This is a genomic window from Vibrio hepatarius (genome assembly GCF_011806575.1).
GTDB classification, from domain to species: domain Bacteria; phylum Pseudomonadota; class Gammaproteobacteria; order Enterobacterales; family Vibrionaceae; genus Vibrio; species Vibrio hepatarius_A.
This window is the reverse complement of sequence record NZ_JAATOO010000014.1, coordinates 36554-62073: the sequence shown is the minus strand read 5'-3', so window position 1 is coordinate 62073 and position 25520 is coordinate 36554. Positions and strand designations below refer to the sequence as shown.

Annotated in this window: 27 protein-coding genes and 1 riboswitch; of the genes, 10 read left to right on the top strand and 17 right to left on the bottom strand. The window is 45.2% G+C overall.

All coding sequences use genetic code 11. The features are described 5' to 3' along the window. Nucleotides 1-39: 39 nt before the first annotated feature. A riboswitch (Lysine riboswitch) is annotated at nucleotides 40-222 on the bottom strand. Between the two features lie 549 nt (nucleotides 223-771). Beyond that, the gene (locus HCZ42_RS12685) at nucleotides 772-1185 is read left to right on the top strand and encodes an H-NS family histone-like protein (protein ID WP_053410295.1); all 414 of its coding nucleotides are present in this window, start codon (nucleotides 772-774) and stop codon (nucleotides 1183-1185) included. Nucleotides 1186-1283: 98 nt separating this feature from the next. Here HCZ42_RS12685 and HCZ42_RS12680 read toward each other — a convergent pair whose 3' ends face one another. After that, the gene (locus HCZ42_RS12680) at nucleotides 1284-2588 is read right to left on the bottom strand and encodes an inosine/guanosine kinase (RefSeq protein ID WP_167421049.1); all 1305 of its coding nucleotides are present in this window, start codon (nucleotides 2586-2588) and stop codon (nucleotides 1284-1286) included. Nucleotides 2589-2728: 140 nt separating this feature from the next. Continuing rightward, the gene (locus tag HCZ42_RS12675; protein WP_053410293.1) at nucleotides 2729-2998 is read right to left on the bottom strand and encodes a hypothetical protein; all 270 of its coding nucleotides are present in this window, start codon (nucleotides 2996-2998) and stop codon (nucleotides 2729-2731) included. 194 nt (nucleotides 2999-3192) lie between these two features. On the opposite strand from HCZ42_RS12675, the gene mnmA reads away from it, so the two are divergent. From mnmA to purB, 3 genes are all read left to right on the top strand, one after another. Further along, nucleotides 3193-4314: a tRNA 2-thiouridine(34) synthase MnmA gene (gene mnmA / locus HCZ42_RS12670; protein ID WP_167421048.1), complete on the top strand. Its 1122-nt coding sequence runs from the start codon at nucleotides 3193-3195 to the stop codon at nucleotides 4312-4314. A 29-nt stretch (nucleotides 4315-4343) separates the two neighbouring features. Beyond that, nucleotides 4344-4961, top strand: coding sequence for a high frequency lysogenization protein HflD (hflD, locus tag HCZ42_RS12665; protein ID WP_167421047.1), 618 nt, complete (start codon nucleotides 4344-4346; stop codon nucleotides 4959-4961). Between the two features lie 150 nt (nucleotides 4962-5111). Further along, nucleotides 5112-6482: an adenylosuccinate lyase gene (gene purB / locus HCZ42_RS12660; RefSeq protein ID WP_167421046.1), complete on the top strand. Its 1371-nt coding sequence runs from the start codon at nucleotides 5112-5114 to the stop codon at nucleotides 6480-6482. Between the two features lie 62 nt (nucleotides 6483-6544). On the opposite strand, the gene HCZ42_RS12655 is transcribed toward purB, so the two are convergent. The 9 genes from HCZ42_RS12655 to htpX all read right to left on the bottom strand — a co-directional run bounded on the left by HCZ42_RS12655 (nucleotide 6545) and on the right by htpX (nucleotide 13597). Then, nucleotides 6545-7072 carry a DUF3833 domain-containing protein gene (locus tag HCZ42_RS12655; RefSeq protein WP_167421045.1) on the bottom strand — a complete coding sequence of 176 codons (528 nt, stop codon included), beginning with the start codon at nucleotides 7070-7072 and terminating at the stop codon, nucleotides 6545-6547. After that, nucleotides 7072-7623, bottom strand: a complete 552-nt coding sequence (locus HCZ42_RS12650) for a chalcone isomerase family protein (protein WP_368484190.1) — start codon at nucleotides 7621-7623, stop codon at nucleotides 7072-7074. The genes HCZ42_RS12655 and HCZ42_RS12650 overlap by 1 nt, the downstream gene beginning before the upstream one ends. Continuing rightward, the gene (locus HCZ42_RS12645) at nucleotides 7592-8101 is read right to left on the bottom strand and encodes a DUF2878 domain-containing protein (RefSeq protein ID WP_167421044.1); all 510 of its coding nucleotides are present in this window, start codon (nucleotides 8099-8101) and stop codon (nucleotides 7592-7594) included. Before HCZ42_RS12645 ends, HCZ42_RS12650 begins: the two co-directional genes overlap by 32 nt. A gap of 4 nt (nucleotides 8102-8105) precedes the next feature. Then, the gene (locus HCZ42_RS12640) at nucleotides 8106-9350 is read right to left on the bottom strand and encodes an SAM-dependent methyltransferase (protein ID WP_167421043.1); all 1245 of its coding nucleotides are present in this window, start codon (nucleotides 9348-9350) and stop codon (nucleotides 8106-8108) included. Further along, nucleotides 9347-10120 (bottom strand): DUF1365 domain-containing protein, encoded by a 774-nt coding sequence (locus HCZ42_RS12635; RefSeq protein WP_167421042.1) that lies wholly within the window; start codon nucleotides 10118-10120, stop codon nucleotides 9347-9349. The genes HCZ42_RS12640 and HCZ42_RS12635 overlap by 4 nt, the downstream gene beginning before the upstream one ends. After that, nucleotides 10120-11397, bottom strand: a complete 1278-nt coding sequence (locus tag HCZ42_RS12630) for an NAD(P)/FAD-dependent oxidoreductase (RefSeq protein WP_167421041.1) — start codon at nucleotides 11395-11397, stop codon at nucleotides 10120-10122. Before HCZ42_RS12630 ends, HCZ42_RS12635 begins: the two co-directional genes overlap by 1 nt. 11 nt (nucleotides 11398-11408) lie before the next feature. Then, entirely contained in the window at nucleotides 11409-12134 is a 726-nt protein-coding gene (locus HCZ42_RS12625) for an SDR family oxidoreductase (RefSeq protein WP_167421040.1), read from the bottom strand. Continuing rightward, entirely contained in the window at nucleotides 12131-12550 is a 420-nt protein-coding gene (locus HCZ42_RS12620) for a nuclear transport factor 2 family protein (protein ID WP_167421039.1), read from the bottom strand. The genes HCZ42_RS12625 and HCZ42_RS12620 overlap by 4 nt, the downstream gene beginning before the upstream one ends. Before the next feature lie 183 nt (nucleotides 12551-12733). Further along, the gene (gene htpX, locus HCZ42_RS12615) at nucleotides 12734-13597 is read right to left on the bottom strand and encodes a protease HtpX (protein WP_167421038.1); all 864 of its coding nucleotides are present in this window, start codon (nucleotides 13595-13597) and stop codon (nucleotides 12734-12736) included. Between the two features lie 325 nt (nucleotides 13598-13922). Between htpX and HCZ42_RS12610 the strand changes: the two genes are divergently transcribed. Then, a complete protein-coding gene (locus HCZ42_RS12610) occupies nucleotides 13923-14090 on the top strand; it encodes a hypothetical protein (protein WP_167421037.1) in 168 nt (55 codons plus the stop codon). A gap of 70 nt (nucleotides 14091-14160) precedes the next feature. Here HCZ42_RS12610 and bioD read toward each other — a convergent pair whose 3' ends face one another. The 4 genes from bioD to bioB are packed head-to-tail and all read right to left on the bottom strand — an operon-like array spanning nucleotide 14161 to nucleotide 17828. Next, nucleotides 14161-14844, bottom strand: coding sequence for a dethiobiotin synthase (bioD, locus tag HCZ42_RS12605; RefSeq protein WP_167421036.1), 684 nt, complete (start codon nucleotides 14842-14844; stop codon nucleotides 14161-14163). Next, complete coding sequence (gene bioC, locus HCZ42_RS12600) at nucleotides 14841-15644, bottom strand: malonyl-ACP O-methyltransferase BioC (protein ID WP_167421035.1); 804 nt, start codon at nucleotides 15642-15644, stop codon at nucleotides 14841-14843. Before bioC ends, bioD begins: the two co-directional genes overlap by 4 nt. After that, entirely contained in the window at nucleotides 15644-16789 is a 1146-nt protein-coding gene (gene bioF, locus HCZ42_RS12595; protein WP_167421034.1) for an 8-amino-7-oxononanoate synthase, read from the bottom strand. The genes bioC and bioF overlap by 1 nt, the downstream gene beginning before the upstream one ends. Beyond that, complete coding sequence (gene bioB, locus HCZ42_RS12590) at nucleotides 16776-17828, bottom strand: biotin synthase BioB (RefSeq protein ID WP_167421033.1); 1053 nt, start codon at nucleotides 17826-17828, stop codon at nucleotides 16776-16778. The genes bioF and bioB overlap by 14 nt, the downstream gene beginning before the upstream one ends. A gap of 136 nt (nucleotides 17829-17964) precedes the next feature. Between bioB and bioA the strand changes: the two genes are divergently transcribed. After that, complete coding sequence (gene bioA, locus HCZ42_RS12585; RefSeq protein WP_167421032.1) at nucleotides 17965-19242, top strand: adenosylmethionine--8-amino-7-oxononanoate transaminase; 1278 nt, start codon at nucleotides 17965-17967, stop codon at nucleotides 19240-19242. Nucleotides 19243-19286: 44 nt separating this feature from the next. Here the strand turns inward: bioA and HCZ42_RS12580 are convergent, their stop codons facing one another. After that, complete coding sequence (locus tag HCZ42_RS12580; RefSeq protein WP_167421031.1) at nucleotides 19287-19922, bottom strand: YccT family protein; 636 nt, start codon at nucleotides 19920-19922, stop codon at nucleotides 19287-19289. Nucleotides 19923-20057: 135 nt separating this feature from the next. Beyond that, on the bottom strand, nucleotides 20058-20987 hold the full coding sequence (locus tag HCZ42_RS12575; RefSeq protein WP_167421030.1) for a porin: 930 nt from the start codon (nucleotides 20985-20987) through the stop codon (nucleotides 20058-20060). Between the two features lie 515 nt (nucleotides 20988-21502). On the opposite strand from HCZ42_RS12575, the gene dinG reads away from it, so the two are divergent. The 4 genes from dinG to HCZ42_RS12555 are packed head-to-tail and all read left to right on the top strand — an operon-like array spanning nucleotide 21503 to nucleotide 25477. Continuing rightward, the gene (gene dinG / locus HCZ42_RS12570) at nucleotides 21503-23578 is read left to right on the top strand and encodes an ATP-dependent DNA helicase DinG (RefSeq protein WP_167421029.1); all 2076 of its coding nucleotides are present in this window, start codon (nucleotides 21503-21505) and stop codon (nucleotides 23576-23578) included. Between the two features lie 55 nt (nucleotides 23579-23633). Beyond that, nucleotides 23634-24182 carry a primosomal replication protein gene (locus HCZ42_RS12565; protein WP_167421028.1) on the top strand — a complete coding sequence of 183 codons (549 nt, stop codon included), beginning with the start codon at nucleotides 23634-23636 and terminating at the stop codon, nucleotides 24180-24182. After that, a complete protein-coding gene (rsmS, locus tag HCZ42_RS12560; protein WP_053410271.1) occupies nucleotides 24183-24344 on the top strand; it encodes a pleiotropic regulatory protein RsmS in 162 nt (53 codons plus the stop codon). Between the two features lie 2 nt (nucleotides 24345-24346). Further along, nucleotides 24347-25477, top strand: coding sequence for a ribosomal protein uL16 3-hydroxylase (locus tag HCZ42_RS12555; protein WP_167421027.1), 1131 nt, complete (start codon nucleotides 24347-24349; stop codon nucleotides 25475-25477). Nucleotides 25478-25520 lie beyond the last annotated feature (43 nt).

The following is a 25520-nucleotide window of genomic DNA, read 5'->3' as shown; positions in this document are numbered from 1 at the left end:
TGTTGAACTAAGCGAAAGGGAAGCGAACACTTCACCCAACCCTACAGTAGCGCTCCATAGTTTTACAAATTATAGACTATGGCAGTGTTAGCCCTATTCGAGCGTAACCCCAGCAAGCGCTTTTGATATAGACACTTACTTCGGCGAAATAACCTTTCTTACTTGCTCATTGGCATCACCCCAACAAGTAGTACTTATTTATTCCGCTCCTCTACCGCGATTGTTGAAATTTTAAACCACTAAAACATTAAATTTACAATGATTTAACCAACATCTCGCATTAGGTGGCGTTCATTGTACTTATCCCTATAGCCATTTCAACATTTCATCCCAAAATAATGTTAAAAAATGGAGCGTTTTTTAGCCGAGTAAGTTTTCACCTCTCTCGCATACTCATCCAGTATCCTATCCCTAATATTAAAGAGTGATCGAAAAAGATTATTTGTCGTCATCTTCAAATTTTATAACTACGGGAAGTGTTCAATATGATTAACATTGAATAAATCAAATGTAAGATAAATTGAACAAATCATTCCAAGATATGAAACACAGCACTCAGTAACAACACTTAATTTATGGACTTGCCTTATATTTTTTGTGTGATTAATATCTTTTGGTCACTACTTTTATTGAAGAAATATCTAGTTTTTAGACATTAACGAATTATATAGAACGGAATTTAACTAATTTTACTTACAATGGATTGTAATATATAAAATTCGGGATTATCATCTTATCTATTAGCTACTCCTTATTTAGTGAGATCAAAATATGTCGGAACTAACTAAAACACTATTAAATATTCGTAGCCTACGCGCTTTCGCACGTGAGCTAACTCTGGAACAATTAGAAGAAGCACTAGATAAATTAAACACGGTAGTTGCTGAGCGCAAAGAAGCGGAAGAAGAAGAACGCGCTGCTCGTGCTGAGCAAGAAGCTAAGCTTGCTGCTATTGCTGATCAAATTGCTAAAGATGGCATCGATGTTGATGCGCTTATTTCTGCTCTTGCTGGTGACGGTAAAGCGAAAACAAAATCTAAATCGAAACGTGCTCCTCGCCCTGCAAAATACAAATATGTGGACGCAAACGGCGACGAGAAAACTTGGACTGGTCAAGGACGTACGCCTTCAGCAATCCAAGAGCAATTAGATGCGGGTAAATCTCTAGACGATTTCCTAATCTAAGCGAAACAATATAAAAAAAGCGCCCAACTGGGCGCTTTTTTATAGCACGAAAGTACTAGTTGTAAAAAGGCCCCGCTAATGCAAGGCCTTTTTATTTATTATCGTTCCCAGTACGCTTCTTCTAAGCTATCTTCACGTTCTGGTAAACCACGTGACAAACGTGGAGAATGCTGTACGAGTACTTCGTAACTTGCTCGATTTGAATATTTACAAACTTGAGAGAACGAAGAATAGGTTAAGAATGAATGAGCATGTTTACTCGAATTAGGCACGTTTTCTTTATGGTATTTATTCGCAGCCATATCGTGTAATAACGCAGATAGCGCGGCATCTCCAGCACCATTAGTATTCTTAATCTTCTCTGGACCACCCATATATGGTGAGATGTGAGAATAAACTTTAATTGGTTGCTCACAACCCGCTTTAAATGCCGGGCGGCTAAATTCGTAACGGTTAAACTCAGCAATACAGCCAGGAAGCAATGGCAAAGAAGTTTCTCGTTTTGCTGCGTCTTCTGTATATCCCGCCATAAATAGTCCTACAGGACCAGCGGTACATAATACAAGATCAACCCAGTCTAATGCTTTATCTGAAGCCGCCAAGGGATCGGTTTCACCCGTTAATGCTTCGGCTTCATCTTCATTCATTGCGACAACTGAAACATGCTCACGTAAAAACTCTTGCCAATATTCAGGGTCGTCTTGAATAACGAATTTAGTCCCAAGCGTTAATACAACTGGCACATCATATTTCTTAGCATATTCAATTGCTCGCATTGTTGCTTCCGGCATTGGATCGCCTTCTTTACAACGTACTAAATAAGCAGTGAGAACCAATGCAGAGGCATTTTTAAAAATCTTCTCAGGAATACTTTCTGGAAGCAGTTGGTTCATCTGACCTTCGCTAATTGCAAACGTTCGTTCACCGTCTTCCGTAATAAGAGCGAAACAGCGTCCAATTGCGCCTTTCACACCTTGAAGATAGTTCAGGTCCATTCGGCTAGAGGTATTACATAGATAACGATAACCATAACTGCCGATTTTAATGTCCTGACTCATTACGCCCAGCAATGTTGAACGGTCATCGGCGAGCACAGAATAGTTGTGCAGCGTATTGCCAATCGTGCCACCAGCGTATTCATTGGTAATGAGGTCAAACTGTTTAAGCTCGGTATAAAGTGCTTCTGCAGTATCGTCATCAATAACCAACGAGTGTCCCTTACTCAGTTTGTATTTCTCGATTAGTTCCGAACTGACTTTCGCTTCAATATCTACCAACGTCTGGTCAATACCGATAATATGCGTTCGAGACATTCTCTTGCTTTCTTGTGACTGGCTAACTAGCGGGTCACGGGCGTGCACTGGAAAGTAGTGCTTCGATTTACGTTGACCAGGAAATTTCATAACAATGATTCTGAATAAGGGCTGAAAGGATGCCGGATTCTACCTCGCACTTCACAGTGCGGCAACATCTCGAATTATAGCAAACGTTTGCCACCCATAAGAAAGTCCTTAGCTGATGGCATACGTAGAAATAAGAGGGCTTATTCGCCCTCCATAAAGCTCAAATCTGGTAGTTGATCTAGGTTCTCTGAATAACGTTTGAGGTTAAATTCACCTTCGTTTTTCATTACGTCAAAGATCTCAATTGCAACCGCACACGCCATCATCGCAACCGCGTCTTCCCGACTGGTACCTGTCATCATCAAACGCATTAATGTCTCTTTGACTTTAATCGGGTTGCCATCTTCTAACTGATTTTCCACCACCTCGATAAGCTGTGCTTCTTCAAAGATTTGATTCTCTTCACTCATGTTTTATTTCCGCTTTGACTTGAATTTTGTCGACTATGCCACATATAAGCATTCGATAGTGATAAAAGCGAATATTGAGTGAGTAAGTGGGCAAAAGTTCGGCGTTTTCGAAGTGTGAGTCCGATCTCGGATCTGTCCCCTCGCAGGGCTTTCTGTTAGAATTTGCCTCCAGTTAATTTAAGTGGTGTTGAGTAATGTCTGATAACTGTACTGACAACAGTAAAAAGAAAGTAATCGTCGGCATGTCTGGCGGTGTTGATTCATCTGTTTCTGCGTATCTTCTAAAGCAACAGGGCTACCAAGTGGAAGGCCTGTTCATGAAGAACTGGGAAGAAGATGACAACGAAGAATACTGTACAGCAGCGGAAGATCTAGCTGATGCGCAGGCAGTCTGTGACAAACTTGGCATCCATCTACATACCATCAACTTTGCTGCCGAATATTGGGACAACGTGTTTGAGTACTTCCTTGCAGAATATAAAGCAGGCCGTACGCCGAACCCAGATATTCTTTGCAACAAAGAAATCAAGTTTAAAGCCTTCTTGGAATTCGCGGATGAAGTGTTAGATGCGGACTACATCGCAATGGGGCACTATGTGCGCCGCACCTTCCCTGAGAAGGGTGAAAAGCCGCAAATGCTACGCGGCTTAGACGGCAATAAAGACCAAAGTTACTTCTTATACACACTAAGCAGCGACCAAGTTGCGCGCAGCCTGTTCCCAGTGGGTGAGCTAGAGAAACCTGAAGTTCGTCGTATCGCTGAAGAACAAGATTTGATCACAGCGAAGAAAAAAGACTCGACCGGTATCTGCTTTATCGGTGAGCGTAAGTTTACGGACTTCTTGTCACGCTACTTGCCTGCTCAGCCGGGTAAAATTGAAACACCGGAAGGTAAAGTGATTGGTGAACACCAAGGCTTGATGTACCACACTCTTGGTCAACGTAAAGGTCTACACATTGGTGGCCAGAAAGGCGGCGGCGGTAACGAAGACCCGTGGTACGTTGCAGACAAAGACCTGAAGCGTAATGTGTTAATTGCGGTACAAGGTGCGGATCACCCACTACTTAAATCACAAGGTTTGATTGCCTCTCAGTTGCACTGGGTTGACCGTACACCAATTAAAGAACCGGTGCAGTGCACGGTGAAAACACGTTACCGTCAAACCGATATTCCATGTACTATCATCCCTATCGATGATGAAAACATTAAAGTTATCTTTGACGAACCTCAAGTCGCTGTCACTCCGGGTCAATCGGCAGTATTCTACAGTGGTGACGTTTGCCTAGGTGGCGGCATCATTGAACAACGTATTTAGTTAATCGTCTGACTTAGGAGTATTACTACGTGGCTAACACACTCTACGACCGCACTATCGCATTTGCAGGTATTTGCCAGGCTGTGGCATTGGTTCAACAAGTGGCGAAAAACGGTTACTGTGATTCTGACGCGTTCGAAACTTCTCTCAAGGCGATTTTGAATACCAATCCAAGCAATACCGTCAGTGTATATGGTCGTGAATCCGACCTAAAACTCGGGCTGGAGTGTTTGGTTAAGGGTATCGATAGCACGCCAACAGGTAGTGAAGTCACTCGTTACATCATCAGCTTGATGGCGCTGGAACGTAAATTGAGCTCGCGTAATGATGCGATGTCGCAGCTTGGCGATCGCATTCAAATGTTAGACCGTCAATTGGAACACTTTGAGCTCCTTGACGAGCAGATGATCAGCAATCTAGCAAGTGTTTACCTCGACGTCATCAGTCCTATCGGCCCAAGAATTCAAGTTACTGGTACTCCATCTGTACTTCAGCAAACCAGCAACCAACACAAAGTTCGCGCACTGCTTCTATCCGGTATCCGCAGTGCAGTACTGTGGCGCCAAGTTGGCGGTAAGCGTCGCCACTTGATTTTTGGACGTAAAAAGATGGTTGAGCAGGCACAAATCCTCCTCGCCAGAATGTAGATATATATCCCGTAGCTCGCGCCTTGTCGCGAGCTCAATTTTTTTGATTCATATAACTTTCGCGCAAACGTTTGCGCAATATTCGTGACAATTGCCATTGTTATTGGTATAAAGCTCACGAAATTTAGAAACTCAATTCAGGAGAACACCATGGAACTGTCAGCATTGACTGCTGTTTCACCAGTAGACGGCCGTTACGGAAGTAAAACAATTGCACTACGCAGCATCTTTAGCGAGTTTGGCCTACTAAAGTACCGCTCTATCGTTGAAATTCGTTGGCTACAAAAGCTAGCAGCGACAGACGCGATCAAAGAAGTACCAGCATTCAGTGCAGAAGCGAATCAGTTCCTAGACGATCTAGCAGCAAACTTCAGTGAAGAAGACGCGCTTCGCATCAAAGAGATCGAACGCACGACTAACCACGACGTAAAAGCGGTTGAATACTTCCTGAAAGAGAAAGTTGCAGGCGTACCTGAACTACACGCGGTTAACGAGTTCATCCATTTTGCGTGTACTTCTGAAGACATCAACAACACTTCTCACGCGCTGATGCTTAAAGAAGCACGTGAAACAGTTATCCTGCCTGAGATCCGCAACCTAATCGACGCGATCAAAGCATTGGCAGTGGAATACCGCGACATTCCACTTCTATCTCGTACACACGGTCAGCCAGCGTCTCCATCAACAATGGGTAAAGAGATGGCTAACGTGGCGTACCGCATGGAACGTCAATACAAGCAAATCGAAAACGTTGAAATCCTAGCGAAAATCAACGGCGCGGTAGGTAACTACAACGCTCACCTATCTGCTTACCCTGAGCTAGATTGGCACCAATTCTCTGAAGAGTTCATCACTGAATCTCTGGGCGTTACTTGGAACCCGTACACCACGCAAATCGAGCCTCACGACTACATCGCTGAGCTGTTTGACGCGGTTGCACGTTTCAACACTATCCTAATCGACTTCGATCGTGACGTTTGGGGCTACATCGCTCTAGGTCACTTCAAGCAAAAAACCATTGCTGGCGAAATCGGCTCTTCAACAATGCCGCACAAAGTGAACCCAATCGACTTCGAAAACTCGGAAGGTAACCTTGGTCTAGCAAACGCAGTATTCGGCCACCTAGCGCAAAAACTGCCTATTTCTCGCTGGCAACGTGACCTAACTGACTCAACGGTTCTACGTAACCTAGGTGTTGGTGTTGGTTACGCGATCATCGCTTACACTTCAACGCTAAAAGGCATCAGCAAGCTAGAAGTGAACCGTGAAGCACTACTGAAAGAACTAGACCATAACTGGGAAGTACTTGCAGAGCCAGTACAAACGGTGATGCGTCGCTACGGTATCGAGAAGCCTTACGAGAAGCTAAAAGAGCTAACTCGTGGTAAGCGTGTAGATGGTGAAGCAATGCGTAACTTCATTGACGGTCTTGAGCTTCCTGAGCACGAGAAAGCACGTCTAAAAGAGATGACACCTGCTAACTACATCGGTCAAGCAATCGAGTTGACTGACAAGCTGTAACAACGATTCTCTGAATTGCAAAAGGCTGATGTGAACCATCAGCCTTTTTTAGTTCTTCTGTCCTATTTCTTCTGAAAAAATAGAGTTATCTTGCCGACTTCAATCCCAAACTTGTTGATGCTGGTGACGTTGAATACATGCTTGTCGTCTTGACGATAGAGCCAATCATCAAAGCTCACAACCACTGACGAGTCTTCCAATTGTAAGTCAAAGTCATACTGCCACTGCAGCGCATTGCCGACTTCCCTACCCTTAGCCACACCGATAATGTCACCCGCTACGCCCTGATATTCGTTATTGCTTAAGCGAGTGATTTTCCATATTCGCTGATCGGTTGCTCCATCATCGAAAACAAAATCTTCGGTCAGAGTCAGCGTATTCCCTTGAACAGTTCCGACGATCGCGACTTCAAATCGGCGGGTTTGTTTATCTGTATAGTCTTGCACCATACCCCAAGCGGTCAGCTCACCGTCAAAATACTCAAACACATTGAAAGCCGGTGTACTCGCTTGGTAATCCTTAATATCACTCGAACAACCACCAAGCAGCAGCGCGATAAAAATGCCGCACACTTGTAAAAATCGATTCATCATTTCGCTCCAATTAATTGCTTACGTAGCTTTGGATATTGAGTATTGGGAGATAACCAAATCGCGAGAAACGCATCATTGAGTGCCTCATCACTGATAGAACCAATAGCGTCAACCTGCCCTTTATGTTGGTAATAAAATTGACCCGTCTGACCATCTGTCACGTAAGCGAGTTGCTGACCTTTTTTGATATCCGGGAGAATAGTCTTTAGCTGCACAAGCCATTGTTTTCGCATCTGGGTTTGATACCCCAGTTTTTCCCATTGCTCATCCGTCGCTTCAAGCAATTGCTGGCTAGAAATATCTCGCTGATAGTCGATGGCGAGTGCCAAAGGATGTGGAGAAAGATCGTCGCTTGGTTGATATACACCGTTTGGCGTGAGCAACCTAGATTGGTAGACGTCGAAAAACAGCACGCTCAACTGCGCTTGCCCTACCGTTGACCAGCTTTTCCACTCTAGACTGGCTTGTGCCGCAGACGCGTAGCTTGTCTGCGCACACAGCATAAGTAGCATTGAGCTAAGCGCGTTGATTATGATTTGCACTCTCATCGCCATATACCTTTTGAATCAACCAAAACATTGCGAGCCATTCACTGAGAAGAATTGCCGCTGTTGCTTCGATACCAAATCCGAACTCTACAGCACCAAGTTTTTCACCAGCGATATAACTCAGCGCACCACCAACACCACCCAGCAGCGATATGCTCCAAACAGACAAGCAGCTTAGTTTCTGCAGCAGAAAATACGCATACCAAGCAAACATCAGCCATAAAGATACTAACCACACAGGCAAAAAAGCTGTGTCGAACATCAAAAGCCCTAGCTGTGCGTTACTAAAGTCAAGACCAATACCCACGGCGACAAGCACCGCGACCCGCTCCAACTTAATCTCTTGTTGTAAATAGCTGCCCAACAAGGTGAAAGCCGCCAGAAGCGCACTCAGCCATTGCCACTGCTGATTACCTAAAACGGCGAGAAACCAAAAGCTTTGAAACCACACCGAATAGGCTACGAAACGCCAGTCCATTGCGCTAAGGCCTTTGAAACGTCATGTGCACGGTGCTGATGCTTTTTGCTCTAAAACCGCCTTCGCAATAGCAAAAGTAGTAGTTCCACATACGAATGAAACGCGTATCAAAACCTAGTGCGCGCACACGTGACTCTGCTAAATTAAAGCGAGTTTTCCAATCGCTGAGCGTTTTGGCGTAATCCTCACCGATATCAAACAAATCTCTCAACACCAGATCACTGTATTGCGTCGTTGCTTGTGTGAGCGCGGTAACCGAAGGTAAAAAACCACCAGGGAAGATGTACTTTTGTATGAAGTCGACATTATTGCTGTAGTAGTCGTATCTTTGGTCGGCGATCGTAATCGCCTGAATTGCCATCAAACCTTTTGGTTTCAGCAATGACTGACACTTTTTGATGTACGACTTTAGGTACTCTTTACCGACCGCTTCGATCATCTCGATAGAAACAAGTTTGTCGTATTGACCAGTCAAGTTACGGTAGTCTTGTTTAAGCAAGGTGATCTGATTTTGCAAGCCTAACTTTTCAATCATCTGTTGAGCGTACTGGTACTGTTGTTCAGAAATGGTGGTGGTCGTTACTTTGCAACCGTAACGCTGGGCCATGTAAATCGCCATTGCTCCCCATCCGGTGCCAATCTCAATCACATGGTCGCTCTCGTTGAGGTTTAGCTGTTGGCACAAGCGCTCCATCTTGTTCTCTTGCGCTTGTTCCAGTGAATCCGTCTCTTTGCGATATAGCGCTGAAGAATAGAGCATTCGTTCATCGAGAAACGTCTGGTATAAATCATTGCTCAAGTCATAGTGCGCTTCGATGTTTTTCGCCGAGTTCTCCACCGTATTGCGGTTGAACCAATGGCCGACGCGATAAGCAAGTTTTGAAAGCAAACTGACTCGGCTCTCGATAGAGTCTAATGTTGATATGTTCGCCGCCATCAACTCCATGACTAGCGTCAAGTCAGGGCTATCCCACCAGCCATCCATATACGCTTCGGCGGCGGCGATACTCCCGCCTGATAACACACGTGAATAGAACGCAGGGTTCTTCACCTCAATCATCGCTTGCGGCGTGCCATTTTTGGGACAACCAAACAACGTTCGCTGTTTCGCATGCTCTTCATCGAAAGACTCGAGTATGGTTAATGAACCAACTTCCAACTTTTGAAGCAGTGTAAATACAAGATTTCTCGCGGTTTTCTGACCACTGGAAAGCTGTCTTGGGTAAGGAATCACTTGCGAGTTGATCATCTTCTATGCTCCTTGGCTTTATTTCTTTTCTGATGAGCGTCTTGCTGTTGATGGTATTTAGGATGGGAATAAAATGGCGCTCCTTTGCACCACAGTTTCAATGCATGCCAATAAATACCGCTTACTACTTTTACTGCCATTATTGGCGTTGAGATCAGTCGCTTGAGTAAAGATACCGAACTTAATGGCTGTTTTTTCATGCTGAGTGTCGCATCGAACGCTTTGCCATCTCGATGACATTCAAGATGTACAGATAAGCGTTTATCTAACGGTTTAATGCGCCAAACATACTTTTGATCGATAGGATTAAACGGCGAAACATGAAACGCTTTGTCGTGTGTCCATGTCGCTTGAGACGTTGCTGACACCGCATAGTAATGACGTTCATTCCACGGTGTATTGCTCACTTCTGCCAACAGATAACGCCATTCGCCAGCTTGGTCGTAGATATAGTAGAAATTGACCGGGCTGAAATAGATCCCCAAATAGCGCAAGTGAACCACGGCTTCAACACGCCCTTCTATACGCTCACCAGTCAGTTCAAACACTTTATCAAACACCGCTTGTTTCAAGTCTCCTCGGCCAAGATAGTCTTCGCGCCTAAACCTTGCCCAGTGCCACCAGCGAGTACCGAAAGCCCATACCTTGTCCTGCAACATCTCGATCTCATCAAGGTCGATACATGGCATAAACAACGGATAATTAATCTGGTGCTCGACAGGAGTAAAGCGTCGATGCCTGACGTTACCCACCAAAAGCGCGCTGTGCATTACGCCGCCCCTTTTTGTTGGGTATGCTGCGCAACTCTTTGTACACCAGCGACTACATCCAGCGCACTTCGAACACCGTCCTCGTGGAAACCGTTGTACCAATAAGCACCACAGAACCATGTTTGGTTGAGGCCATTGATTTCTCCACGACGCTGTTGTGATTCCATCGATTGTTTAGTGAACACTGGATGATGGTAAGTAAAGCTACGCAAAATCTCGTCGCGCTGAATGTGTTCAGAGCTATTCAACGACACACAAAACGTGACTGGCGCTTCGATGTGCTGCAAGATGTTCATGTTGTAAGTCAGCATTGGCGGTTGGCCGTCAATATCACCTTTACCCAATCGGTAGTTCCATGACGCCCAAGCCGCTTTGCGTGTTGGCAACAAAGACTCGTCAGTGTGCAATACCACTTCATTGGCTTGATATTCCAGTCCAGACAACACGTCTTTTTCAACCGTGTCGGCGTCTTTCAGCAGTGCTAACGCTTGGTCGCTATGGCAGGCGAAAATCACTTGGTCAAAACGTTCAATTGCTCCGTTCACTTTGATTTTGACACCAGCAAAATCGCGCGTGACCTCTTCTACTGGCGTCGACAAACGAATTCGGTCCGCGAAGCCGTGGATCAACGGCTCAATATAAGCCTTTGAACCACCCTCAATCACATACCACTGCGGACGATTGGTCACATCAAGTAATCCGTGGTTTAAAAAGAATCGAGCAAAGAAGTCGAGTGGAAACGAACGCATATCAGCCAGCGTCGAGGACCAAATCGCGGCTCCCATTGGCAAGACATAGTTGCGGCAGAAATACTCACTAAAGCGTTCTTGAGCGAGGAAAGAACCGAGTGTTTGGGATTGCCCTTCTCCGTTCTCAACTAATTGTTTAACGCGTTTGTTAAAGCGCAGGATCTCGAAAATAAATCGATAGAAGCGTGGATTCCACCAGTTACTGCGCTGAGCGAATAAGGTCGAGAGTGTATGACCGTTGTACTCCAGTCCAGTTGCTTCGTTATGGACACTAAAACTCATTTGTGTCGGACGACCTTTAACGCCTATCTCTTTCATCATCTGCATAAAGCGCGGATAGGTTCGGTCGTTATAAACAATAAATCCGGTGTCGACGGAATACCGCTTACCCTCAACATGGACATCTACAGTAGCGGTGTGCCCACCAATGTAGTCATTGGCCTCGAATATTGTAATATCGTGCGATTGATGCAAGTGATACGCGCACGTCAGTCCAGAGATACCACTACCAATAATTGCGACTCTCATTGAGAACTCCTTTAACTCGAAATCAGCTTGGACGTGACTGCGTTTTGCCACCGATATGGCAGCAACCCGATAAGTCGTAGAATGGATGTAAAGCGTTTAGGAAAGTAGATATGCTCTTGCCCTTGGGCCAAGCCTTGACGGATGGCTCGTGATGCTTGCTCTGTATCGATCAACATCGGCATCGGGAAGGTGTTTTTGTCGGTCAACGGTGTCTTGACAAACCCCGGATAGATAACGGAGACCTTGACGCCTTTCGCTTTTAAGTCGAGCTGTAGCGCTCGGGCAAAATAGCTCACCGCCGCTTTCGAAGCGCCATAAGCTTCTGCCCTAGGTAACGCAACTTCACTCGCAATAGAACCAACTAACGCAATATGGTGTCCTGGCTTAAAGTGTTGCTGACAGGCTTCAAAAGCGTTGGCCAAACCGATCACGTTCACCGAAAAGACTCGTTCAATCAGTTTTGCATCGATAACCCCATCGTCGATGTACTCGCAGTCGCCAGCATTTAACAACCAAAGTTCTGGAACAATGTCTAGCGAGCTAAGTGCAGATTGAGTTTGATGGCGGTCAGTTAAGTCAAACACCAAACCAGAAATCAGCCCAGAGTGCGCTTGCAACTGCTCTAACGCCTGTTGATTACGACCACATGCAATTACTCGCCAACCTTGCTCGGCGTAGTCTTTCGCTAGTTGCTGACCAATACCTGAGGTTGCCCCAGTGATCAATACACTTTTCATGAGCCTAACCTCTGCTTTATCGCTTTGATCACTGAACCTAGCAGCGGTAAGTTTTCATACAACATCTCGCCAAGGTCAAAGTAATCGCGGTGATAAATCACTTGTCCATCTTTGAATTTAAGGTGACTAACACCGTTCACACAGATTGTTTTACCTTTCTGTAGCTTGGGGTGCTCTAGTGTCATGGTCCAAGTCAGAAAGCCATTGTCGTTCACCTGCTGCTGTTCCTTGATGTCGAAATCACAGCGGTTTACGTTGGTGTACAGCGAGTCAAAGTAACGCTGTAATGCCGTCCAACCTTCTAAGCGATGGGCTGCATCTTCGAACACTACTTCTTTGTGATAAACCGACTCTAAGGTGTGAAGGTTTGATTTTGATAGCTGTTGATAAATTTCACCGACTGAGGCGATGTCCATTCTACTCTCCAATGTTGTACAGATTAAATTTATGTACAATAAAACTAAGATAGAACATCATAGAAACTTGTACAACTTTTAAGTTTGTAAAACTTTGTTAGGTTTATACGTAGGGAGAGATAAAGGGATCAAAAAAGGCTTGGTATTTCTACCAAGCCTTTAGGGTATTTAAATCATTGTAACTTATGAGTTACGTAGCGCAGCAATACGTTTGTCTAGTGGTGGATGGCTCATCAGTAGCTCCGTCATTGAACGCTTACCATTGATACCAAATGCCATCATTGAACCTTCCAGTTGAGATTCATGGCTGACTTTCAAACGCTCTAGTGCCGCGATCATTTTGTGTTTACCCACAAGTTGCGCTGCGCCTGCGTCCGCGTGGAACTCTCGGTGACGGCTGTACCACATAGTGATAAAGCTTGCTAAGAAACCAAACACCAACTCAAGTACAATTGAGACACCGAAGTACACCATCATGTTGCTACCACCTTCTTCTTCATCGCTATTTGAAGAAACTATGTTCGCGATAAAGCGTGATAGGAAGATCACGAATGTGTTCACAACGCCCTGCATTAATGTCATGGTGACCATATCACCATTCGCAATATGACTCACTTCATGCGCGAGTACCGCTTCTGCTTCATCACGCGTCATGTTATGTAGCAAACCAGTCGATACAGCGACCAATGAATCATCGCGCTTAGCACCAGTAGCAAATGCATTGATATCCGCCGAGTCATAAATCGCAACTGTCGGCATACCAATACCTACTTTCTCAGACTGGCGACGTACGGTTTCCAGTAACCAATGTTCTGTTTCGTTACGCGGACTTTCGATAACCATACCGCCAACTGAACGTAGCGCCATGCCTTTCGACATTAATAGTGAGATAAGCGCACCACCAAAACCAAACACCGCAGCCATGATTAACAACCCAGACAGGCTGCCAGGCTGCATCCCCGTTACAGCGTAAACAATATTGAGCACGACGCTCAAAACCAGCACAACGGCTAGGTTAGTTGCCAAAAACAACATTACTCGCTTCATTTAATTTTCTCCAAAAACGGAAGCTTATTATTATTCGCCCGTAGTCTGACGACCAAGCTACGTGCTAAGGGGCTTGCACCCTTTTATTTATTACCTAGATATAGTCTATCTCTTTTAATTACAAGGTTAAGTCGCAAATTGAAACATTTGATTTCGTAAATCTCGGACTTTAGTTTGCGAAAACGAAGAAAAATAAATTCAAAAAGAATTTCAACGAGTTATAAAACAGCGTACCGAGACTTAGACTTTGGTCTTATTGTGTAGCCGTTGGATCATGCTAGATTTACTCAAACAACCACTTCCATGTGAATAAAGGAAAAGCATCATGGTCGAAACTAGCAACTATCAAATGGCTATTGATTTACTATGCTGTCATCTAGGTCTTTCAGAGGAAGAAGCAATGAAGCAGCTAGGCATCTCTTGTGACGAAAGCGTGCAAAAGCACATCGTCGAAACCCAACAAGCCTTTGTTGGACTTGCTTCAGAGATGTAAGCCGTTACTTAACGCACATTAAAAAGGGCAGCCAATGGGCTGCCCTTTTTGCGTTTTCAGAGGAACATATCTAAGCCGACAATAAAGGGTCAACGTTGATGTACTTACCCAATTCTTTGCGTTTAACGCTTGGTACGTATGGGATTTCACCCAGCTTAGGCGCATCAATTTTTTGCTCTAGCATATCGATGATTTCCGCGTAATGCTCTGTACCTGGATTCACTCGGTTCGCCACCCAACCGACCACTTCAAGGCCGTCCGCTTTGATCGCATCAAAAGTTAACATAGCGTGGCTCAAACAGCCTAGTTTGATCCCTACCACCAAAACGACAGGTAGTTTTTCTTGCTGCACCCAACTTGATAAGCAATCTGAATCGGAGACAGGCACGCGCCAGCCTCCTGCGCCTTCTACCAAGACGATATCGGAATTTTGCTTGTGTTGAGCGAGTTTCTCACTAAGCACAGAGTACTCTATCTCTACCTGCTCATTTTTGGCCGCGATGTGCGGAGAAGACGGCAGCTCTAAGGCGTATGGATTGACGTCTTGATAGGCGACATCCACCGTTGCAACATTTTGTAGATGAAGCGCGTCAGAATTTCGAAAACCTTCGGCTGTTTTTTCGCTTCCTGCGGCAACCGGCTTATAGCCAATTGTAGATAATCCTTTGGTTGCTAAAGCGTTTAAAATCGCTTTCGATGCAACTGTTTTTCCAACATCGGTATCCGTACCAGCAATAAAAAAAGCATCAATCATAGATGAATAACCCCTAAACAAACCTGATATGTGGCAGGAAGAAGACCCTGATGGTTTTTAAATTTCTGATACGATTGCTCAACTTGTAATAATGACTTGCGGCTCGTTAAGCCTTGAGAGCGCCCGCTAACATGGTTAGCGCCAATGCCTTTCAAGTCTTTCATCAAGGAAAATGCACTTTCGTACCAGAGTGTAATGGTGGGCAAGTCTAGACGATGGTTCACACATCCAGATTGCGCTAACGCAACTTTTACCTGATTGGTGGCGATAAAGTCGTTGACGTGTTGATATCCATCAATTTCTAACCATGCTTGTTTAAGCTCACACAAAGAGCCGTCTAAAAGCGTAGAGAAGCAAATCTTTCCACTAGGCTTCAACACCCGACGCATTTCTCGTAGCGGTACTGATAAGTCTTCACACCACTGCAGTGCCAAGCTCGAAAAGATAAAATCCACTGAAGCTGACTCAAATGGTAGACATTCAGCATCGCCTTGCTGAAAAGTGACCTTGTTTTCACCACAGCGTTTTTTTGCCGCGGCCAACATTTGTTCGGACAGGTCAAAACAAATAACCTCAGCACCCCTTAGACGTATTTGCTGAGAGAAGTACCCCGTACCACAGCCCACATCCAATACTGTTTTGCCGCTTAAATCGTCCGGTAAGAAAGCCAGCAATCGATGTCCAACGTCTCTTTGAAATTGGGCATGTGCGTCATAAGTGCTCGCCGCTTTACCAAATGCTTCTGCGATCGCGGTTTTATCCAATGCAGTATCTGAGCTCAACGCGAATGCATGTTCCATCAACTCAACCTCTCCATCGCTTGGTTTAAACTCTCAGCCAATGCTTTCACTTGTTTTGTGGTGTGATTCGCTGTCAATGTGATGCGTATCCGAGCAGTATTTTTAGGCACTGTCGGTGGGCGTATCGCCGTCAACCAATGACCTTGCTGTTTGACATGGTCGGCGAGTGAGAGTGCTATCTCAGATTCCCCTACCAGTAGCGGTTTGATTGGGGTGATTGTTTCGGTATATCCAGGGAAATGAGAAAACTGCTCAGCATAGCATTGCTGGAGTTCGGCAAGTTTGTCTCGGCGCCAGTCTTGACGTTGGATCATTCCGATAGCGTGCGTTAGCGCATACGCTTGAGATGGCGGTATAGCAGTTGAGTAGACGTGGTGGCGGGCAAATTGAGTCAGATAATCACCGATTTCTTCACTGCACAGTATCGCTGCCCCGGATAAACCAAACGCTTTGCCAAAGGTTACCACCAACAAATCAGGTCGAACCTTCGCGTGTGAGCAGCTACCGCTACCCTGCTCGCCTAACACGCCGACTCCATGCGCATCATCAACCGCTAGCCAAGCTTTGCCCTCGCACACAGCATGCAAGTCAGGCAGTGGGGATAAATCCCCATCCATGCTGAACACACCCTCTGTTACGACTAGCGCCTCTTCAGAAAGCAATTTACTCAACGACTGAGCATCATTGTGCAAAAAGCGCTTCATTGTCGCTGGCGATAACGCCCCAGCTTCCATTAACGAGGCGTGATTGAGTTTGTCTTGTAAAAGCAAATCACCCTTTTCTAGCAAACTGAACAGCATGGCTTGGTTAGCTGAAAAGCCAGAGGTAAATAGCACCGCACGTGGATACCCTAACCAATCGCATAGCGCCGATTCCAGATTCTGATGAGCTGGGCTAAAGCCAGTCACTAGAGGTGAAGCGCCGCTGCCATTTCCGTATAACTCGATACCTCTCTGCCAAGCGAGAGACAGTTCCTTATCACTGGCTAGGCCTAGATAGTCATTGCTCGAAAAATTGGCAAATAGAACGTCATTGAAGACAAGTTGTGCTTGGTTGCCACCGTCGATTGAACGCAAACATCTTGAAAGCCCTTGCTGTTTTCGCGTTGCAAGAGCTTCGGCGATACGCTGATTAAACACCGGCATCGTAGAACAAGTCGTCCTTTGTTGGTCGCGCGGCCACACGTTCCACAACACGGTCTAGCAAATCATTTTCCTCAATTTCGTCCGGTTTTTGCGAAACTTGCTGGCTATTGATACCCAGTTTATCGAACAACTGCATATCTTTGTCTTCTGAAGGGTTTGGCGTGGTGAGCAGTTTACAACCATAGAATACCGAATTTGCGCCCGCCATAAAGCACAGCGCCTGCATCTGCTCGTTCATATTCTCACGCCCTGCAGATAAGCGTACCGCTGATTGCGGCATCATAATACGAGCGATCGCGATCAAACGGATGAAATCAAATGGGTCAACGTCATCGACTTCTTCCAACGGTGTGCCTTTCACTTTAACCAACATGTTAATTGGCACGCTTTCCGGGTGCGTGGGTAGGTTGGCTAATTCGACAAGCAGACCCGCTCGGTCGTTTGCACTTTCACCCATACCAATAATGCCGCCAGAACAAATTTTCATCCCCGCGTCACGAACGTGAGAAAGCGTATCCAAACGGTCTTGATAAGTACGTGTAGTAATAATGTTGCCGTAGAATTCAGGTGATGTATCTAGGTTATGGTTGTAGTAATCCAGACCAGCATGAGCCAGCTCCTTTGCTTGATCAGGAGTCAACATACCCAGTGTCATACAAGTCTCTAACCCCATATCTTTTACGCCTTTGATCATCTGAGTTAGATGCGGCATGTCTCGCTCTTTAGGGTTTTTCCACGCGGCTCCCATACAGAAACGTGTTGAACCAGCATTCTTCGCTTTCTGCGCAGCATCAAGGACACGCTCAACTTCCATTAAGCGTTCTTTCTCTACGTCAGTTTGATAGCGCGCACTTTGAGGGCAATATTTACAATCTTCAGGACAAGCGCCCGTTTTAATTGAAAGTAATGTGCTGACTTGCACATGGTTGTGCTGTTGGTATTGGCGGTGGATCGTTTGTGCTTCAAAAAGAAGATCCATAAACGGCTTGTCCATAAGCTCACGAACTTGTGCAACAGTCCAGTTGTGACGTACTTCCACGTGCTTTCCTTTTACTAGTCATTATTAGATTGATTTATGGCTAGTCTACTGACAACATAAACACTGTCAACAATATAAAAAAACCAAAGTTTACATTTGATTACTTTTTAATCATCATTAATCGAGCATTTAAACCATGGATCTTAACTTTGACCGCGACCATATCTGGCATCCGTACACTTCCACTCTTGCACCTCTGACCTGTTATCCAGTGACATCCGCTCACGGCGTATACCTTGAGCTAGAAGACGGGACTCAACTTATCGACGGTATGTCTTCTTGGTGGTCTGCGATTCATGGATACAACCACCCTCACCTTAACAACGCGGCTCATAGCCAAATCGATAAAATGTCGCATGTGATGTTTGGTGGTATTACACACGACCCTGCCATTAACCTGTGCAAAAAGCTGCTCAACTTCGCTCCGGACAACTTAGAACACGTGTTTCTCGCGGACTCTGGTTCAGTCGCGGTAGAGGTCAGTCTTAAGATGGCTCTGCAATTTTGGCATGCTAAAGGTGAAAGAAGGCCGAAGTTTCTGACCTTACGCGACGGCTACCACGGGGATACTTTTGCGGCAATGTCGGTGACCGACCCAAACAACTCTATGCATTCGTTGTATAAAGGATTTCTACCAGAACATATTTTTACGCAGTCGCCACGCATAGGTTTCTGGCAAGAGTGGCATGAGAGTGATTTAGATGATTTTAAACGCACTATTGCCGCTCACCATCACGAAGTCGCCGCTGTGATCTTAGAGCCGATTGTACAAGGCGCGGGAGGTATGCGTATCTACCATCCAAACTTTCTAAAAGGGGTACGCGAGCTTTGTGACCAATATGGTGTGCTATTGATTCTGGATGAAATCGCAACTGGTTTCGGACGCACAGGTAAAATGTTTGCTTGCGAGCATGCAGATATACAACCCGATATTTTGTGCGTTGGTAAGGCGCTTACTGGCGGTTACATGACCTTGTCAGCCACATTAGCGTCTAAACACGTGGCAGATACTGTGTGCGGCGGAGAAGCGGGTTGCTTTATGCATGGACCGACCTTTATGGGAAATCCATTAGCATGTGCGGTCGCAACGGCAAGTATGGAGCTTCTAGAGACAGGGGATTGGAAACAACAAACAGAGCAGATTGAGCAAGCATTTGCCACGCTGTTACCAGCGCTGAAACAACATGAGTTAGTGGCGGATGTTCGTTGGCTTGGTGCAATTGGCGTGGTAGAAACCACCAAACCCGTCAATATGGAGGCAATTCAGGCTCATTTTGTCGAACAAGGCGTATGGATAAGGCCATTTGGCAAGCTTATCTATATAATGCCGCCGTTTATTAGTAATCAAGAAAACATCGAACAACTTATAGCTGCAATCCAAAACGCACTTCAATCATCAGATTGCTTTGCCTAACGATAGAAGGCTTCTTGCTAGAAGCCTCTTGACAACCAATATCGTTATTCTTGCTCAATTATCCAACGTCGAAATGCTTTGCGTTCTTCAGCAGAGGATTTTAAGTACCATGCTTTAAGCTGTTCCACATTATTGATCGGTGCGGACTTTGACGCAGTATTTGTCTTTCCTGAAGTAGCGGCAACCGCAATTTCAGGTTTATCGACTAAGTCACCGTTCTCGAAATAAATTCCACGTTTTTTGTTGTGCTCCGTAACCAGTTCTTCCATGTTTAAAAAAGGAAATAAACCAGATTTGCCTTCTAGCACTTCTTGTTCATAAGGCAATACGCTGCCATCTTGGGTGACATTCCATTTAGGTTCATCCCCTTTAAAAGCACGTTCTGCCTCTTGAATACTTCTCGCACTAGGGTGCTCTATTAAAATCTCACTACCTGATACTTGTATATCTATGACAAAAGGTTTTGAGGTAAATACTTCTTCACTTCCTCCACGACCAATCTTTTTATCCATACGGATCACAACTTGATTGAAACCTTCGCCAATTTCATTCACACCCAATTTAGACTGAGCCTGCTGACCATTAATGTACAGTACGGAAATACCACTCTCAGTATTTAACTCTGCCGCATGCAATGACAAGGAACTTAGGGCTGCAAGTGTAGCTAAAACTCTTTTCACGTATTTTCTCTCTCTGTGTAAACTCCAAATCTCTTTGGAGTGACTAGGTGTTTTTTTGCAATACTAACATTAGAAATAAAAGAAGCCACCCGAGGGTGGCTTCTTTGATAAATCGTTATCAGTTGATATCACTGATTAGAAAGATGCTTTAACACCAAAGCCGTATGCAACGTCAGTGTCGTCTGCATCATTGCCGCCGATTTCAGCGTATAGAGTAGTGTTTGGTGCAATACCGTAACCAGTGTTAACAAACCAACTTGTAACTTCATCACCTTGGTCAGGGTCAACGAAGTCTACACCTGCAGCATAAGTCCATGCTTCCATTGTGTAGTCAGCAGCAATAGCAAATGTATCCGCTTCAACAATACCGAAATCAGTGTAGTAGTAAGCAGCTTCAAGGTTGACATTCTCGATACCTGCAAAACGCGCTTCAAGACCAACTAGGCTTAGATCATCATCAGAGTTGTCAACGTGAGCAGAACCGTAGAATACTGTGAAGTCAAAATCAGCAACACGTGCACCAACTTTAGCATCAACGTAGCTATCACGGTTGTAAATGTGGTTGTCGTAAGCGTCTTGGTTGTAACCTACTGAGAAGTAGTAAGAACCGCTGTCGTAATCGTAACGGATTGCCTCTTCGCCGCCAAAGTCTAGGTCATCGCCGAAGAAAGAAGATAGACCAAACATGTAGTCGCTACCGATACCAGCATCATCTAGTACAGTATCTAGTTTACCAACGATTAAGCTACCGTAAGTTTGAGAGTAAAAACCTACGTAAGTGTTACCGTTTGCAACATTACCTTTAGCACGATCACTTGAGTCACCAGAGTACTCGATGTAACCACCGATTTGGAAGTCATCGTTTACTGCGTAACGAGTGTCAAAACCAATGTCAGCATCGTCGATCTCTTGTTTCAAGTTGTCCTCTTCAGAAGTCGACTTCTTGTAACGAACTTCAATATCACCTTTAAGATTAACTGTTACGCCATCTTGGTTGTATAGTTCGATGCTAGCTTGTGATGAAGCTGCCATAAGTACTGAAAGAGCTACTAGAGTCTTTTTCATAATAATCCACTGCCTTTTCTTAAGATGGGAATTCCTTGTCCGGTTCCCTTTATGTTTTTTGATGATGACTCTTACCTCTTATTGGGTGGGATGTCATCGCCAGTAATTGCGAGTCTTAGATTGCAAAAGATTACCCTACCTGTCAAATGATCAAAAAAAATTTAATAAAAAAACCTAAAACAAATAAAAATCAGATAGTTACACATAAAACAGCTCATTTTGCGAGCAAAACCTACAACCTTACAAACCGTACGTTCAACCATGCCAACTTTTGATGATTAGATTAATTATCTTTATAGGCGCGTAAATAAAACAAATAACAGGATAATATTTCATTAGACCACCTCAATTAGAGTTATATATTTTTTACATTTAGAAATTAATCTAAGTTCCTGATGGTTCAGTTTTTTTTTGTGAAGGAGATCCATATTTAGCAATCAAGAATTCCATTTCGTGAACTAAGTAGCCTTTAGCAAACTGTGCTATCATCGCCTCCCCGTAATCGAGATCACAGAATGACAGCCAGTAAAATACAAAATGCCGTTCGCGCGAGTTATCAAAACTTACAATCTCAGCTAGATAACTTTGTCCCTCGCCGAGCACAGAACTACCTCGTTGCAGAAATAGTTAAGACGCTATGTGGTGAGTATCACAAATCGACACGAATGATTGTCGCGGAGGCAGGAACTGGCATCGGCAAATCTCTCTCTTATTTAATGGCTACGATCCCTGTAGCACTGTTTAGCAATCGCAAAGTTGTTATCTCAACAGCGACGGTGGCGCTGCAAGAACAGCTCGTGAACAAAGATTTGCCTCTATATAGACGCATCACCGATCGAGAGTTCTCTTTTATCTTGGCGAAAGGTCGACAACGTTACTGCTGTGCAGAGAAGCTTGCCTCTGCTTCGGGTGTGGATGGCGGCCAGTTGGCGATGTTTGAACAAAAACCAAAAAAGAAAGACATCGAACAGCTAGAGCTGATGTATAAGAAGCTGGCCCAGAACAAGTGGGACGGCGACCGCGACTCCTGGCCAAAGCCGATTAAAGATGAGATTTGGCAAATGATTGTGAGTGATAAGCACAGCTGCAACAGCAGCATGCCCGCCCACAGAGACTGCCCTTTCCAGAAAGCACGTTCAGAACTTGATAAAGCAGACGTTGTGATCGCTAACCATAGCTTAGTGATGGCAGATGCTGATTTGGGGGGCGGGATTATCCTCCCTGAACCGGAAAACACCATCTATGTCTTTGACGAAGCGCACCACCTACCTCATGTGGCGCGCGACCATTCCTCAGCAGCAGCGAGCTTAAAAGGTGCGGCCAGTTGGCTTGAAAGGCTGAATCAATCTGTCACTAAATTTGCGGGCATGGCAGACGAAAAGCGCGTGAGCCGTTTTCGCAATGAGCTTCAAGATTCGGTTCAGCAGTTGATCCCTTCCCTATCCCAGTTAGCCACCCGCTTTGACCCGGCTCATTTTGAAGAAAACATTTACCGCTTCGAAAACGGGGAGTTGCCTAGCTGGTTAGAAGAAGAAGCCAAAGAACTCAAGAAGCTGTCGCAAAAAGGCGCACAAGCTGTCGCGAAAATCGCAGACCTAATATCAGAGCGAGTCAAAGACGGTGAGCTTTCAAATCGACTGGCCGAACCCGCGTTAGCCGAATTGGGCTTTTATATCCAACGTATGGATAACCTCGCCCAAGTTTGGAATCTAATGGCGGAGCCAACTCGCGAAAAGGGCGCTCCGCTAGCAAGGTGGCTCGAAGTAAGCAAAGAGCGCGAGGGGGACTTTGTGGTGAACGTCTCTCCACTTGAAGTCGGTTGGCAACTAGACCAACAGCTGTGGAGCCGCTGCGTAGGCGCAGTCTTAGTTTCCGCAACGATGCGAGCATTGAATTCATTTAGTTTCTTCTGTCGCCAAGCGGGAATCAGCGAAAAAGCCGAAGACGGTGTGCGCTACCTTGCACTCGCGTCTCCTTTTGATTATCAAAATCAAGCCGAGCTGGTTGTCCCTAAAATGAAGTACGAACCTCAGGCACCTCAGTACACCGATTATCTGATCGATATCCTGCCGAACCTGATTGAAGAGAACAAAGCCAACCTTGTGCTGTTTTCTTCTTACTGGCAAATGAATCAAGTGTCGGAAGCTTTATCAACACATTTCGTTAAAAGAGGCTGGGCGCTACAAGTTCAAGGACAAGAGTCACGCTCAGAAATACTAAAAAAACATAAAACCCTCGTCCAATGCCAGAAAACCAGCGTCTTATTTGGTACGGGTAGTTTCTCTGAAGGGCTTGACTTGCCTGGTGAGCTTTTAGAGAACCTAATCATCACTAAGATACCGTTTGCGGTGCCAACTTCCCCAGTTGAGCAAGCTCACGCTGAATACATTGAGAACCGAGGCGGCAATCCGTTTATGCAAATCACGGTGCCTGAAGCGAGCAAAAAGATGATTCAGTCTGTTGGGCGTTTACTGCGAAAAGAACGAGATTCTGGTAGAGTCGTGATACTTGACCGACGTATTGTGACGAAGCGATACGGCAAAGCGCTACTCGACTCGCTGCCTCCGTTTAAACGAGTTATTGAGTACTAAACTTTTTATGAGTGCGATAGGTTTTAAAGCAACCGAACAATCTGGCGTATAAACAATGAGTCGTATAAAAGAGTTAGCCAACACATTAGAACAACTGGCAATTAAAGCGGCCGCTCTCGATAGACAGCGTGGCGAACACCACTTACCGCTTTTTGACGAGCGCCTATTCAGATGCAAAGCAAAGTTGCTTGTTCCTTGCGTTAATGAAACTCAATGCACACTCAACAGCTTAGTGAAAGAAGAGGAAGCTGGTAAGTTAACCGCCCTTCGAGCTGAGTACCTCACCGAGCGATTGTATTCGCAGATCAGTGCCATCCAGCGTGAGTTAGCGACAACCACCATTCGCAAACAAGAGCCCAAGCATAAAAGCTACTATCAAAAGCCGATCAATGAACTCTATCAAAACCTCGCCCAACACCAAGAGTGGGAAAGACGATTAATGGAGATGGTGCGCGAGAAAGAACTTGCAATGCAGTACGCACCACCATTTCAGCAACAAGCGGCTCAGCAAGCTTTACTCGCTACCGAACAGCGACTTAAACGCTGTCAGGAGTCGAAGCTTAAAATCGAAAATCAAATTACCTACCGAGAGAGAAATCAGTAAATGTCATCAGCTCAATCAGAACTGGAACAAGCACCAGATGAAGTGAAACTCGCGGTTGATCTTATCTATCTACTAGAAAGTAATGAAGTCGACCCTCTTGTCGCGCTCAAAGCGCTCAATATTGTTAAGACCGATTTAGAACGTAAGCTGGAGAGCAATTAAGCATGTATCAGCTTAACTTCGATATGGCGCAATTCCTTGCGGAATACTGGCACAAGAAACCAACGGTTATCAAACAGGGTTTTGTCGACTTTGTTGACCCAATCAGCCCCGATGAACTCGCTGGGTTGGCAATGGAAGAAGAGATCGATTCTCGATTTGTCTCCAACAAAGGAGGCCAGTGGAAAGCGAAGCACGGACCTCTCCCGGAATCCCTGTTTGAAACACTGGATGAAAGCCACTGGCAGCTTATCGTTCAGGCGTGCAATCACTGGCACCTCGGTGCGGCCGAATTGGTTGAACCTTTTAAACAACTTCCCCAGTGGTTGTTTGATGATCTAATGGTGTGTTTCTCTGCTCCAGAAGGCGGGGTTGGACCTCACATCGACCAATATGACGTCTTCATTATCCAAGGTAGCGGTAAACGCCGTTGGCGTGTTGGTGATATCGATAAAGGCCAATACAAAGAATCGATACAAGGTGGCGCTTTAAGACAAATCGAAGGTTTTGACGCGATTATTGACGAAGTGCTGCAACCTGGTGACATACTTTACATTCCACCGGGTTTTCCTCACGAAGGAAACACGCTCGAACCGAGTATGAGCTACTCGATGGGCTTCCGCTCACCGAAAGAGCAAGAGCTACTGAGCAACTTTGCTGACTACGTATTATCCTACGATAAAGGCGATGTTCATCTGCACAACCCTGATATACAGGCGCAAACCAATCATGGTGAAATCCAAAGCCAAGACTTAACCAAGTTAACCGATATGTTGATGTCTGCCCTTCGCTCAGAAGAAGACATCGCCGACTTTATGGGCAGCATGTTAAGTCAGTCTCGTCATCAACTGGATATTGTCGAACCTGAGGAGCCTTATACAAGCGAAGAACTGGTCGAACATTTGCACCAGGGTGGCTGTTTGAGAAAGGTATCGGGAGTTCGAGCGCTTTACCATCAGCAACAACCGACCAGTGCCTACATCAACGGTGAACGTTTTGCCGCATCAACAGAACTCAGTCACTTGCTGTGTGATCATGAGATAATTACCACGACTAATTTGCCGCAATTCCAAAACAATGAAGCCACGTCTCTACTGTGTACATTGCTCAATAAAGGCTATTGGTACTTGAATTAAGCTCTACGCCCCAAGCAGAATCAAAAAAGGCGACTCTAGGTCG

Bases quoted from the DNA above. Each gene is read 5' to 3' on its own strand.
- HCZ42_RS12640 (WP_167421043.1), bottom strand. From the start codon at position 9,350: ATGATCAACTCGCAAGTGATTCCTTACCCAAGACAGCTTTCCAGTGGT.
- HCZ42_RS12620 (WP_167421039.1), bottom strand. From the start codon at position 12,550: ATGGACATCGCCTCAGTCGGTGAAATTTATCAACAGCTATCAAAATCA.
- mnmA (WP_167421048.1), top strand. From the start codon at position 3,193: ATGTCTGATAACTGTACTGACAACAGTAAAAAGAAAGTAATCGTCGGC.
- HCZ42_RS12555 (WP_167421027.1), top strand. From the start codon at position 24,347: ATGTATCAGCTTAACTTCGATATGGCGCAATTCCTTGCGGAATACTGG.
- dinG (WP_167421029.1), top strand. From the start codon at position 21,503: ATGACAGCCAGTAAAATACAAAATGCCGTTCGCGCGAGTTATCAAAAC.
- HCZ42_RS12610 (WP_167421037.1), top strand. From the start codon at position 13,923: ATGGTCGAAACTAGCAACTATCAAATGGCTATTGATTTACTATGCTGT.
- HCZ42_RS12575 (WP_167421030.1), bottom strand. From the start codon at position 20,987: ATGAAAAAGACTCTAGTAGCTCTTTCAGTACTTATGGCAGCTTCATCA.
- bioD (WP_167421036.1), bottom strand. From the start codon at position 14,844: ATGATTGATGCTTTTTTTATTGCTGGTACGGATACCGATGTTGGAAAA.
- HCZ42_RS12645 (WP_167421044.1), bottom strand. From the start codon at position 8,101: ATGGACTGGCGTTTCGTAGCCTATTCGGTGTGGTTTCAAAGCTTTTGG.
- htpX (WP_167421038.1), bottom strand. From the start codon at position 13,597: ATGAAGCGAGTAATGTTGTTTTTGGCAACTAACCTAGCCGTTGTGCTG.
- HCZ42_RS12650 (WP_368484190.1), bottom strand. From the start codon at position 7,623: ATGAGAGTGCAAATCATAATCAACGCGCTTAGCTCAATGCTACTTATG.
- purB (WP_167421046.1), top strand. From the start codon at position 5,112: ATGGAACTGTCAGCATTGACTGCTGTTTCACCAGTAGACGGCCGTTAC.
- bioA (WP_167421032.1), top strand. From the start codon at position 17,965: ATGGATCTTAACTTTGACCGCGACCATATCTGGCATCCGTACACTTCC.
- HCZ42_RS12565 (WP_167421028.1), top strand. From the start codon at position 23,634: ATGAGTCGTATAAAAGAGTTAGCCAACACATTAGAACAACTGGCAATT.
- HCZ42_RS12635 (WP_167421042.1), bottom strand. From the start codon at position 10,120: ATGCACAGCGCGCTTTTGGTGGGTAACGTCAGGCATCGACGCTTTACT.
- HCZ42_RS12625 (WP_167421040.1), bottom strand. From the start codon at position 12,134: ATGAAAAGTGTATTGATCACTGGGGCAACCTCAGGTATTGGTCAGCAA.
- HCZ42_RS12680 (WP_167421049.1), bottom strand. From the start codon at position 2,588: ATGAAATTTCCTGGTCAACGTAAATCGAAGCACTACTTTCCAGTGCAC.
- HCZ42_RS12655 (WP_167421045.1), bottom strand. From the start codon at position 7,072: ATGAATCGATTTTTACAAGTGTGCGGCATTTTTATCGCGCTGCTGCTT.
- HCZ42_RS12685 (WP_053410295.1), top strand. From the start codon at position 772: ATGTCGGAACTAACTAAAACACTATTAAATATTCGTAGCCTACGCGCT.
- rsmS (WP_053410271.1), top strand. From the start codon at position 24,183: ATGTCATCAGCTCAATCAGAACTGGAACAAGCACCAGATGAAGTGAAA.
- HCZ42_RS12675 (WP_053410293.1), bottom strand. From the start codon at position 2,998: ATGAGTGAAGAGAATCAAATCTTTGAAGAAGCACAGCTTATCGAGGTG.
- bioF (WP_167421034.1), bottom strand. From the start codon at position 16,789: ATGCCGGTGTTTAATCAGCGTATCGCCGAAGCTCTTGCAACGCGAAAA.
- bioC (WP_167421035.1), bottom strand. From the start codon at position 15,644: ATGGAACATGCATTCGCGTTGAGCTCAGATACTGCATTGGATAAAACC.
- HCZ42_RS12630 (WP_167421041.1), bottom strand. From the start codon at position 11,397: ATGAGAGTCGCAATTATTGGTAGTGGTATCTCTGGACTGACGTGCGCG.